The organism is Streptomyces sp. NBC_00984 (genome assembly GCF_045162475.1).
In the GTDB taxonomy this organism is placed as follows: domain Bacteria; phylum Actinomycetota; class Actinomycetes; order Streptomycetales; family Streptomycetaceae; genus Streptomyces.
In genome coordinates this window covers 7,750,770-7,762,969 of the sequence record NZ_CP108734.1, presented here as the reverse complement: position 1 = coordinate 7,762,969, position 12,200 = coordinate 7,750,770, and the positions used below count along the sequence as shown (strand labels likewise).

Annotated in this window: 6 protein-coding genes; 5 read left to right on the top strand and 1 reads right to left on the bottom strand. The window is 71.5% G+C overall.

Annotated features, from left to right (window positions below; translation table 11 throughout):
* Window positions 1-18: 18 nt before the first annotated feature.
* Window positions 19-1,572 carry an alkaline phosphatase gene (locus tag OG520_RS34650; protein WP_266422858.1) on the bottom strand — a complete coding sequence of 518 codons (1,554 nt, stop codon included), beginning with the start codon at window positions 1,570-1,572 and terminating at the stop codon, window positions 19-21.
* A 360-nt stretch (window positions 1,573-1,932) separates the two neighbouring features.
* Between OG520_RS34650 and OG520_RS34645 the strand changes: the two genes are divergently transcribed.
* The 5 genes from OG520_RS34645 to OG520_RS34625 are packed head-to-tail and all read left to right on the top strand — an operon-like array spanning window position 1,933 to window position 12,045.
* On the top strand, window positions 1,933-4,851 hold the full coding sequence (locus tag OG520_RS34645; protein ID WP_406015728.1) for a family 78 glycoside hydrolase catalytic domain: 2,919 nt from the start codon (window positions 1,933-1,935) through the stop codon (window positions 4,849-4,851).
* Window positions 4,848-6,152 (top strand): extracellular solute-binding protein, encoded by a 1,305-nt coding sequence (locus OG520_RS34640; RefSeq protein WP_406015727.1) that lies wholly within the window; start codon window positions 4,848-4,850, stop codon window positions 6,150-6,152. Before OG520_RS34645 ends, OG520_RS34640 begins: the two co-directional genes overlap by 4 nt.
* On the top strand, window positions 6,149-7,111 hold the full coding sequence (locus OG520_RS34635) for a carbohydrate ABC transporter permease (RefSeq protein ID WP_406015726.1): 963 nt from the start codon (window positions 6,149-6,151) through the stop codon (window positions 7,109-7,111). Before OG520_RS34640 ends, OG520_RS34635 begins: the two co-directional genes overlap by 4 nt.
* A complete protein-coding gene (locus OG520_RS34630; RefSeq protein WP_399334182.1) occupies window positions 7,108-7,977 on the top strand; it encodes a carbohydrate ABC transporter permease in 870 nt (289 codons plus the stop codon). The genes OG520_RS34635 and OG520_RS34630 overlap by 4 nt, the downstream gene beginning before the upstream one ends.
* A gap of 9 nt (window positions 7,978-7,986) precedes the next feature.
* On the top strand, window positions 7,987-12,045 hold the full coding sequence (locus tag OG520_RS34625; RefSeq protein WP_406015725.1) for a hypothetical protein: 4,059 nt from the start codon (window positions 7,987-7,989) through the stop codon (window positions 12,043-12,045).
* The last annotated feature ends 155 nt before the right edge of the window (window positions 12,046-12,200 follow it).

Here is a 12,200-nt window from a genome sequence, read left to right as displayed (position 1 = left end):
GCCGCCTCCCTGATGCGCTCAGGCCTGCTGGAGACCCGGCCGGCCGGCCTCCGTCACGTACGAGGTCCGGGTCGAAACGGGTGCGCCGGGGGTGGTGACGTACGGGAGGACCCGGAAATCGGCGCGGCAGCTCTCCCGGGTCAGCGCGCAGCGCACGTAGCCGCGCTGGAAGTTGGTGAACTTGATGTGCTCGTTGGCCGCGAGCAGCTTGGCACCGGAGGGGTCCAGGTCCATCCCGTCCTTGGTGGTGGAGATGGACGAACCGACGAACTCGACGCCGAGCGTGGGTGATCCCGGGTCGTCGAAGTTCTGCTTCAGATCGGCGGCGAGGTGGCGGTGCATGTCGCCGGTGAGGACGACGGGGTTGCTCACGCTGCGGTCGGTGATCTCCTTGAACAGCCGTTGGCGGGCGTCCACGTAGCCGTCCCAGAAGTCCATCACGAATGCCTGGCCGGGGCCGGGATCGGTGTCGACCTGGGCCACGGGGATCTGCTGGGAGATCATGTTCCACGTCGTGTCGGAGCGTCCGAGGCCGCGGTACAGCCACTGCTCCTGCTCGGGGCCGAGGATGGTGCGGCCGGGCGTCAGCCGTTCGTCGCAGCCGCTCTTGGTGCCGTCGCCGCAGGGCTGGTCGTCGCGGAAGAGCCGGGTGTCGAGGATGTGGAAGGTGGCCATCCGCCCGTAGCGCAGACGGCGGTACATCCGGGCCTCGAAGCCGTTCGGCTTGTTCGGCAGCCGCAGCGGCAGATGCTCGTAGTACGCCTGGAAGGCAGCCGCCGCGCGCTCGCGGAAGACCGCCGGGTCCTGGTCGGGCTCGTTGTCGGCCTTGGACTTGTCGCGCGCCCAGTTGTCCTCGACCTCGTGGTCGTCCCAGACGAGGGCGAACGGGTGGGTCTGGTGGGCGGCGATGAGGTCGGGGTCGAAGCGGTGGAGGGCGTGGCGGTTGCGGTACTGGACGAGGTTCATCGGCTCGGGACGCAGCTCGGCGGCGACCGGGACGTTGCGTACGCCGCCCATGGCGTCGATGGCGTTCTCGTAGATGTAGTCGCCGAGGTGCAGGACCAGATCGACGTCCTCCTCGGCGAGGTGCCGGTAGGCGGTGTAGAAGCCCTCGAACCACGCCTGGCAGGAGACGAAGGCGAAGTCCAGCTCCCTGGGCCGACTGTGCGGCGGGGGCGCGGTGCGGGTGCGCCCGACGGGACTGAGCGCGCCGCCGGCGCGGAAGCGGTAGTAGTAGTGCCGGTCCGGCTGGAGTCCGGAGACCTCGACGTGGACGGAGTGGGCGAGCTCGGGCACCGCGCGGGTCCGTCCCCGGCGTACGACGGAGCGGAAGCGGTCGTCGCGGGCGACCTCCCACTGCACGTCGACGGCGTACGGCGGCATGCCTCCGTTCCCGTCGGGCGCGAGGGGCTGGGGAGCGAGGCGGGTCCACAGTACGACCCCGTCCGGCCACGGATCGCCGGACGCCACCCCCAGGGTGAACGGATCCTCGTGGAAGGGCGCGTCACCCCAGGCCCGGCCTGCCGACAGGCCCGCCGCGGCCAGCGCCATACCGACCGTTCCGCCGAGCATCACCCGTCTTCCGAACCCTCCGGTACCACCTGACCCACTGTTCATTTGCATGAAACTCGTCCCTTCGTCGAACGGAATTCCGTCCGGTACGAGGTGGGATCGGCGCGTGATTTCACGCCCGTCCATGTGGTAATCACAGCGTGGATATCACAGAGGAATCACACGCCACAAGACCACCCGCGGGTGGTCACATTGCCGTTCACAAGCGGTTAGTTGAGGAGACATCAACCATATTCCCGGGCGCCCGAGGACAGGTCGGCAACACCCTTGACACCCCTCAGGGCGGCTCATAGTCTCCACGCCACAGAATTAACGTTAGATTTCACATCGGGAAATTCGGTGCGACGGAAGGACGTGCTCGTGTCCGGTTCCCCGGCAACGGATGTACCCGCCCGCCGCCCCGCCGAAGGAACGGCGACCGGTCGGCCGGATGCCCGGATGCTGCGGCCGTACGCTCTGCGATGCGAGCACCGCACCACCCCGCTGGGGATCGATGAACCCGCTCCCCGGCTCTCCTGGCGGCTGGCTTCCGACCGCCGCGGCGACGACCCGGTGGCGTACCGGGTCCGTGTCGCCGAGCGCGCCGAGGATCTGGACGGCGGCGGTCAAATCCTCTGGGACACCGGCCGGGTGGCCGATCCCGGCGCGACGGCCGTCGACTACGCGGGGCCGGCGCTCCCGGGCCGTACGCGCTTCCACTGGCGGGTGTCCGTATGGCCGGCCGGGTCGGACGTGCCCGCCGAGGCCACCTCGTGGTTCGAGACCGCTTTCACCCACGCGGGTGAGTGGCGGGCTTCGTGGATCACCCACGACCCGCGTCCGGTCGACGTCATGGACGCGCCCACCGAGGGCGAGTTCGCCCTCGACGACCACGGGCTCGCCCCGTGCCCCGTCCTGCGCCGGACCTTCACCGCATCGGCCGTCACCCGTGCCCGGCTCCATGTCAGCGCGCGCGGCCTGTACGAGGTCCGGCTCAACGGCGTACGGGTCGGCGACGCCGAACTCGCGCCCGGCTGGACCGACTACCACCACCGCGTCCAGTACCAGACGTACGACGTCACCGAGGCGCTGCGTGACGGCGAGAACGTCCTCGCGGCCACCGTCGCCGATGGCTGGTGGAGCGGATTCGTCGGCTTCGAACCACGCAGGGCCGGAGCCCACTACGGCTCGTCCCCCCAGTTCCTGGCCGAACTCCACCTGACCGGGCCGGACGGCCGGAGCTCCGCGGTCGTCACCGACGACACGTGGCGCACCGGCACGGGAGTCGTCCGCCACGCGGATCTGCTGATGGGCGAGTGCCATGACCTCCGGCACGCCGCCGACGGCTGGGAACTCCCCGGCTTCGACGACTCCGGCTGGCCCCCGGCCCTGATCACGGACACCGATCACCGCCTCCTCGTGGCGTCCGTCGACGAGCCCGTACGGGCGATGACCGAGCTGCGCCCGTGCTCGGTCGAACGTGTCTCCCCCGACACCCACGTCGTCGACTTCGGCCAGAACCTCGCCGGACGCGTACGGCTGAGCGTCCGTCGCCTCGCGGCCGGGGCACGGGTGGTGATCCGGCACGCCGAGGTGCTGGACGGGTCGCGGCGGCTGTACACGGCCAATCTGCGCACCGCTGCCGCGACCGATGTGCTCGTCGGGGACGGCCGCGAGCACATCGTGTTCGAGCCGCGCTTCACGTATCACGGGTTCCGGTACGCGGAGATCAGCGGAGTCCCGGAGCTGACCGAGTCCGATGTCGTCGCCGTGGCGCTGCACAGCGACACGCCGTGGGCCGGGCAGTTCGACTGTTCGGACGCGGAGCTGAGGCGGCTCCACGACTGTGTGGCGTGGGGGCAGCGCTCGAACTTCGTGAGTGTGCCCACGGACTGTCCGCAGCGCGACGAGCGGCTCGGCTGGCTGGCCGACGCGCAGGTCTTCCTCCCCACAGCCGCGCTCAACGCGGATGTCGCCGCGTTCTTCACCAAGTGGCTGCGCGACGTCGATGACGCCCGTACCCCCGACGGCGGCTTCACCAATGTCGCCCCGCGCCTCGCGGGAGTCGCCGACGAGGGCGCGCCCGGCTGGGCGGACGCGGGGGTGATCGTCCCCTGGCATCTGTACCGCGTCTACGACGACCCCCGCTTCCTCGCCCGGTCGCTGGAGGGCATGTGCGCCTGGGTCGATCTGATCCACCGCCACAATCCCGATCTGGTCTGGCGCCATCGGGTGGGACCGCACTTCTCCGACTGGCTCGCGCCCGGCACCCCCACCCCTCGTGAGGTCATGGCCACCGCCTACTTCGCGCAGAGTGCCCGTCTCACCGCACAGGCCGCCGAGGTCCTGGGGCAGAAGGACGTCGGGCAGCGCTACCAGCGGCTGGCGGACGACATCCGTCGCACGTTCACCGAGCGTTTCGTCACCTCCGAGGAGGCCGGGGACGGCCTTTCCGTACGCGTCGCGGGCGACACCCAGACCGGGTATCTCGTCGCGCTCGCCTTCGAGCTGCTGCCCGCCGGGCTCGTCGGCGCCGCCGCCCGCCGTCTCGCCGAACTCATCGAGTCGGCCGGCCCCGCCCTGCTGACCGGTTTCCTCGGGGTGGCGCTCGCCGCGCCCGTCCTCGATGCCCATGGCCGGGCCGACCTCGCCCATGCGCTCCTGCTCCGCGACGAGGTGCCGTCGTGGCGGTTTCCGCTGCGGCACGGCGCCACCACGATCTGGGAACGCTGGGACGGGTGGACCCCCGGCACCGGATTCCGGGCGCCGTCGATGAACTCCTTCAACCACTACGCGCTCGGCTCGGTCGGTGAGTGGCTCTACCGCGGTGTCGCCGGCCTGGACCAGGCGCCGGAGTCCACGGGATACCGGCGGCTGCGGATCCGGCCGCGCCCCGGCGGCCTCCGCCACGCGAGCGCCCGCCACGAGTCGGTCCGCGGCACCGTCGCGGTGACCTGGGAGCGGCACGGCGGCCGGATCGCCCTGCGCGTCCTGGTGCCGCCCGGCGCCACCGCCGATGTGTACCTGCCCACCACGGACCCCGCCTCGGTCCGCGAATCGGGCGTGGTGCCGAGCGCCGACGACCGCCACATCACTCCGGTCTCGACCGCCGCCGACCACGTGCTCTACCGCGTGTCCTCGGGCGCCTACCGATTCACCGCGGCCCATCCCCCGGTGGACGGCCATGCCGGAACGCCCGAGGCGAACCGGCCGCGGCCGTCGCCCACCCCGAGCCGACGCACATCAGGAGCGGCGGCGAAACCATCGTTCGCCCGTTCGTACGAGGAGGACACACCATGACGACGGGTTCTCGCTTCCGGCCGGACCGCAGCACGGTCGGCCGCCGGGGTTTCCTCCGGATCGGCGGCGGGGTCGCGGCGCTCGCCGCCCTTCCGCCCGTGCTGACGGCCTGCTCCGATTCCGGCGGTTCCGGCAAGCTGCGCGTCGTCGGCGTCGCCGACCAGCAGAAGCCGATAGAGGAGCTCGTCGCCCTCTACCGCAAGTCCCGGCCCGACGACGAGTTCGCCACCTCCTTCGCGCCCACGGACCAGGTGCAGACGGTGGTGCGCACCCAGCTCGCCGGTGGCAACGCCCCCGATGTGCATGTGCTCTATCCCGGCAGCGGCAGTGCCATGTCCATGGTCGAGCTGGCCAAGGCCGGGCTGCTCGCCGACCTCAGCGGGCAGTCCTGGACCAAGGAGGTCCCGGCGAACTTCCACCCGGCGTACCGGCATCAGGGCAAGACGTATCTGTATTCGGCGGGAAGCAGCGTCATCGGCGCCATCCACAACAAGAAGGCCTTCGCCGAGGCCGGGGTCGAGCCGCCGAGGACATGGAGCGAACTCCTCGATGTCTGCGCGAAGTTGAAGGCCAAGGGCATCATCCCGATCGCGCTCGGCACACAGACGCCCTGGGTCACCCAGCTGATCACCTACGCGCTGGTTCCCAACGCCGTCTATGCGAAGAACCCAGGATTCGACGCCGAGATGGCCTCCGGAAAGGCGCACTTCCGCGGCTCCGGGTGGGCCGACGCGATGGGCAAGTACCAGGAGCTGCAGCGCCGGGGCTTCTTCAACGAGAACCCCAACGGAACGACGTACGAGCAGCAGACCTCGATGGTCGCGAGCGGCAAGGCGGCGATGGCCGTCCAGGTGTCCGCCGTGCTCGCCAACTTCCGCCAGGCCGCCCGGAATCCGGAGGACCTGGGCATGTTCCCCTTCCCCGGTGGTGACGACGCCGCGAATCTGTGGATCCCGGCGGGCATCGTCGTCGGGCTCGGGGTCTCCGCCCGGTCCAGGAAGTCGGCCGGGGCGAAGGCGTTCATCGAATTCCTCGGGAAGCAGGAGAACGTCGACCGCTGGGCACAGTCCGTCGCCGCGATCCCGTTCAAGCGCGGCGCCTCGACGAAGACCGACCCGGTCCTCGACGGCTTCCTGCCCCTCATCGACGCCAACCGGGCCGTCCCCTTCATGGACCAGAGCTGGCCCAACGCCGAGGTGCAGCCCGCCCATTTCGCCGCCGTGCAGAACCTCCTCGCGGGCAAGAAGGACGTGGACGGCGCCCTGCGGCAGATGGACGAGGCCTACGGGAAGAAGTCGTGACGAGCACCTCCGAGAAGACCGTCCCGGGCACGGCCGACCGGTCCGGGGACGATCCACAAACCGGTCGTGAGCGGCCGGTGCGGCGCCGCGACCACACCGTACCGCCCTGGCTCTTCGTCGTACCGGCGCTCGTCGTCTACGCCATCGTCGTGCTCTATCCGAGCCTCGCCGGGGTGATGTACGCCTTCACCGACTGGTCCGGCATCGGCGGCTTCTCCTTCACCGGTACGGAGAACTTCCGCGCCCTGCTCGACGACGGCCGGGCCCTGGAGTCCGTCGGCAACACCCTGCTCCTCACCATCGCCGTGGTCGTCGTCCAGAACGGCATCGGCCTGCTGCTCGCGCTCGGTGTCCACACCAACATCAAGTCCCGCGCGGTGCTGCGGCTGATCTTCTTCGCACCGGCCGTGGTCAGCCCCGTCATGGTCGCGATCCTCTGGAAGTACGTCTACAACCCCGAGAACGGCGCCGGTCTCAACGGTCTCCTCGGCGCGGTCGGACTCGGCGGACTGCGTCAGGACTGGCTCGGGAATCCCTCGCTCGCCCTGTGGTCCGTCGCGGCGATGGTCGTGTGGCAGTACGCGGGCTACTCGATGGTCGTCTTCCTGGCCGGGCTCCAGGGCGTGCCCGCCGAGCTCCACGAGGCCGCGCGGATCGACGGGGCGGGCTCCTGGCAGCGCTTCCGCTATGTCACCTGGCCGCTCCTGGCGCCGGCGCTGACGATCAACCTGATGCTGTCGACCATCGGAGGTCTCAAACTCTTCGACCAGGTCTACGCCGCGACGAACGGCGGCCCCGGCACCTCCAGCGAGACGCTGTCGACCGTTCTGTACAAGGAGGCGTTCGTCTACGGGAAGTTCGGCTACAGCACCGCCGTGGCCCTGGTTCTCGCGCTGTTCGTCGCCGCGGTCTCCCTGGTCCAGCTCCGTTATCTGCGTGCGAGGGAGGTCACCGCGTGAGCATCGCAACGGTTCGCGGACCGGCGAAACCGGGGCGTGGGCGCCGCAGGCCGCGGTACGGCCAGTACGCCCTGGAACTGGTCATGATCGCCGTCGCCGTCGTCTTCCTGTTCCCGGTGTACGCCCTGATCACCCTGGCGATGAAGGACCCCCGGCAGATCTCCGAATCGCCCCTCTCGCTGCCCTCGCCGCCCACCTTCGGCAACTTCGGCGACGCCTGGTCCTCCGCGTCGCTGGGGCCCGCCCTGCTCAACAGCACGGTCATCACCGTCGTCAGTCTGCTGCTGCTCATCGTCCTCGGTTCCACGGGGGCCTACTACCTCGCGCGGCGCGCCCGCGGCCTCGGCTACGGGCTGTACATCCTGTTCCTGCTGGGCATCGTGCTGCCGTTCCAGCTCGGCATGATCCCGCTCTACAAACTCGTCGACGACCTCGGCTGGCTCGGCACGTACCAGGGCATGGTGCTCTTCTACACCGGCATCCAACTGCCGTTCACCGTCTTCCTGTACACCGGTTTCATCCGTGCTCTGCCGCAGGACTACGCGCAGGCCGCGCTGATCGACGGCTGCAACCACCGGCAGGCGTTCGCCCGGATCGTGTTCCCGCTGCTGCGCCCCATCACCGGCACCGTGATCATCCTGAACGCGGTGTTCATCTGGAACGACTTCTTCACCCCGCTGCTGTACCTGGGCGGCTCCGACAAGGAGACCGTGCCGGTGGGCATCTTCGCGTTCGTCGGCCAGTACGTCTCGGACTACGGCCTCGTCTTCGCCGGGCTGGTGCTCGCGGCGCTGCCGATCCTGATCGTCTTCGTGGTCCTCCAGCGTTATGTGATCAAGGGCTTCGCGGGCGGTCTCAAGGGCTGAGGAGCTCTCATGACACACCCGGAGGACGGACCGCTCCTCCCGCCGGGCATCGCGGCGGTCCTCGCCACGCCCCCGCGCGCCTTCTCGCCCGTCGCCATCTGGTGGTGGAGCGGGGAGCGGCTCGACCGGGCCCGGCTGCGTGCGCAGCTGGAGCGCTTCGCGCAGGGTGGGGTGCACAACCTCGTGCTCCTCGATCTGGCGCCGTCGGGGCCGCTGTTCGGCTCCGATGCCGACGACCCGCCGTTTCTGTCCGACGCGTGGTGGGCGCTGCTCGACGGCGTGTGCGACGACGCGGGTGAACTGGGGGTCGCCCTCTGGTTCTACGACCAGTTCGGCTTCTCCGGCGCGGATCTGCAGGCATGCCTCGTCGACGAGCAACCCGCCCACGCCGGCCGTCGGCTCGACCGCGTGCAGGCCGTGGTGGAGTCCCCGGCGGACCGGGCCGGCGAACTGCGGTGCCCGCCGCACGGCCGGCCGCTCGCGGGCAGCGCCGAACCGCTCGACGACGACGGCCGGAGCACCGGTCCGGCGGTCCCGGTGGCGGTGGCCGACGGGGTCGTACGGGCGCCCGGCTCCGGCCGCTGGCGTCTGACGCTGCATCACCATGTCGCGCTCGGCTTCGACTACCTCGGCGCCGACGCCTGTGCGGCGCTGCTGGACCGGGTGCACGGGGAGTTCGAGCGCCGGCTCGGTGACCGGCTCGGATCCGTCGTCGTCGGCTCGTTCCAGGACGAACTGCCGTCCCTGCCCACCTGGTCCACCGGCTTCGCCGACGCCTTCCGGCGCCTTCGCGGGTACGACATCGCCGAGCGGCTCGACGCCCTGTACGAGGACTGCGCGGATCCGGACGTCCACCGGATCCGCCGCGACTACCACCTGACCCGGGCCGAACTGGCCGAGGACGCGTTCTTCCGGCCGCTGGCCGCCTGGCACGAGCGCCACGGACTGCTCATCGGCTGCGACCAGCAGGACCCCGCCCGCGCCGGACACCCGGTCGCGGGCGTGGAGCTGTACGCCGACTACGCGCGAACGCACCGCTGGTTCTCGGCCCCCGGCTCCGACCACCACGGGGACGCCCGCATCCACTCCTCGCTCGCCCACCTCTACGGCCGTCCCCGCACCTGGGTCGAGGCCTTCCACTCCACCGGCTGGGGCGGCACCCTGGAGGAGACCTTCGACTGGCTGCTCCCGTGGCTCCGCGCCGGCGCCACGCTCTACAACCCGCACGCCGTGTACTACACGACCAAGGGCGGCTGGTGGGAATGGGCGCCGCCCGCGACCGACTGGCGCCAGCCGTACTGGCGACACCACCACGTCTTCGCCGACGCCGTGACCCGGCTGTGCGCGATCCTGAGCCTCGGTCACCATCTGTGCGACATCGCGATCCTGCTGCCCACCACCACCGCCCAGGCGGGCACCGCCCTGGACGGCGTCACCGACGCGGCGAGGCGCGCCCAGTCGGTGTATCTCGAACTCGTCGGGGACATGGCCTGGTTCCGCACCCGGCCCGGCGTCATGGACCGTCTGGGCCTCGACGCCGATGTCATCGACGACGCCTCCCTGGCCCGCGCCCGGGTCTCCCGGCTCGACGACGGCGTACGACTGCGGGTCGCGGACGAGGCGTACGCCACGATCGTGCTGCCCTCGTGCACCGTGCTCGAACGGGAGACGGCACAGCGGCTCGTCGAATTCGCCTCCTCCGGTGGTCGGTTGATCGCGCTGGGCGACCTCCCCGAGCAGCTCGTCGGCCCCGGCACGGCCACGGCGGCCGGGCTGCGGGAGTGCTTCGCGGACGGCCGGGCCGTGCACATCCCCATGACGGACGATCCGGCCGATCCGCTCGCCGCCGCTCTCGGCGGTGCGCACCCGGTCGTCCGCGCACCGGTTCCCGCTCTCGCGCGTCGGGTGGACGGCGCCACGGTGGTGTTCCTGACCGCGGCCGCCCCACGGGCGACCCGTGCGTCCGTCGCCGCTCCTGACGAGCGGGGCGCCGCCCTGGGCTGGCTGGACGCCCGCTACGACTTCGACCCGGGCCGCTACGCGCGACGGGCCCGGGTGCGGGTCCGGGGTGTTCCGGGCCCGGCCGTTCTGGTGGACCCGTTCGGCGGCGCTCCGCGGACGCTGCCGGTACTGCCCGCCGACGACGACGCGCGGGCCGTCGAGGTCGATGTCCCCTTCGACACGGGCCCCGCGGCCGTACTGGTCTTCCCGGACCGCGACCGGGAACCGGCCGCACCCGTGGCGCGCGGCTCCCGGCCGGGTGTCGGCACCGTCGTGGAGGTTCCCCCGGACGCGGAGTGGGACATGGTGCTCGTCCCGACGCTCGACAACACCTGGGGCGATTTCGCCCGCCCCGCGACCGGGCCGCCCACCGGCACGGCCGTCACCGAGTGCCGGACCTTCCGGCACCGGGTGGAGGCGGCCGGTGAGGACGGTCTCCGGGACGGCTGGGCCGCGCCCTCCGGCCCCGGTCGTCCGGCGTGCGCCACGGTCCACGCGACGTTCGGCCCGCGCGCGGTCGTGCTCCGCGAGGGGCCCGACCGAGGCGGCCCCTCGGTGCTCGAATGGTCCGAGACCCTGGGCGTGTACAAGGACCCGGTGCATCGCGCGGTTCTGGGGCCGAAGGGGCATGTGCCCGAGGAGTTCGCACACCTCGGCCACGCGGTCGCCGGGGAGGTGGTGCGGCTGCGCGTGGCACTGCACCTGGACGAGGCCTTCGACGGACATCTCGCGATCGGGGCCGCGGCGGCCAAGCGGGCCCGGATCGACGGCGCGTCGGTGGCTCTCCACGACGAGGGCCATCTCGCAATGGGCCCGGTGCGGGCGACGGCCGGACTCCACCTGCTCGAACTGGAACTGACACCCGATCATCACTGCGACCTGCGGGCGCATTTCGCGCTCGTTCGTGATCCCGAACGCTACCGGCGCCCGGAGTGGATCCACGCGCCCGGGACGATGGGCACCACACTGCACCTCTCCGTGCTCCCCGACCGGGCCGTCGTCCAGGTGGCCTCCCGGGTGCCTTGCGCGCTGCGGGTGAACGGACAACTCATCGGCAGGCAGGGCGGATTCGACCCGTACGCCGAGCACGCGGTGCCGCGTGTCCGACGGCACGACGTGGCTGCGGCGCTGCGTGTCGGCGACAACGACATCGTGGTCGAGACGTCCGGCGACGGCGAGCGCGCGGTCCTGGTGGACGCGGTTCTCCACGACGGGCACGGCGAGTGCGTCGCGACGCTGCACAGCGACTCCCGCTGGTGGGCCGAGGGGACGCGGGGACGCGGGCCGGTCCGGGTGCGCCGGGAGCCGGTGGGTGATCCCGCCGCCCTGTGTCTGCGCCGCCGCCCTCATCCGCTGCCGGGTGCCGCGTGGCTGGACCCGGAGGCCGATGACGGCACGGTGGTTCCGGTGCGGTTCGCGGTCCCGGGGCGCCGGGGCGGCGTGGCGTGGCTGTGGTGCGAACTCCCGCCCGGAACCAGACGGTTGACGGCCTCTGTGCACGGCGACGTCACCGTCCACGTGGACGGCTCCGAATACCCCGGCGTGACCGCCGTCGACGCCCGGGGGGTGCGTACCGTGACGGTCGAGCTGCCGCCCGGTGATCGCGGCGGGCCGCGGGCCGCCGCGCTGCGGGTCCGGACCCGCCCCGGGTACGAGGGTGGTGCCGCGCTGGCGAGTCCGGTGCGCTGCACGGTCGGCCCCGGGCGGATCCGGCTCGGTGACTGGGAGGACCAGGGCCTCGCCGAGTACAGCGGCGGGGTGCGGTACGGCCGTGAGGTGACCGTACCCGCCGAGGTCGTCGCGGGACAGGTGTGGCTGGACCTCGGGCGGGTCCGGGGAACGGCGGAGGTACGGGTCGGCGGCGTCGCCGCGGGGGTGCGGGTGTGCTCCCCGTACGTCTTCGACCTGACGGGTCTGGTCGTGCCCGGCGCCAATGCCCTGGAGATCACCGTGTTCGGGACACTGGCGCCCCACCTGGACGCGACGAGCCCGACCCATTTCGTCTTTCCCGGGCAGCGTGTCAGCGGCCTGCTGGGTCCCGTACGGCTGCGGACCGGGCGGGTGTGACAGGGCGGGACGGGGCACGGCAGGCCGGGGAAACCGGCGCTCCGTCCCTGCCCCGCGCGTCAGGAACGCGCGAAGAGTTCACCGCTTCGCGCCAAGATCGCGCAAGCGCCCGTCACCGGCGGCCGGACCCGGGCTCACGCTGGGCGGACCCGATC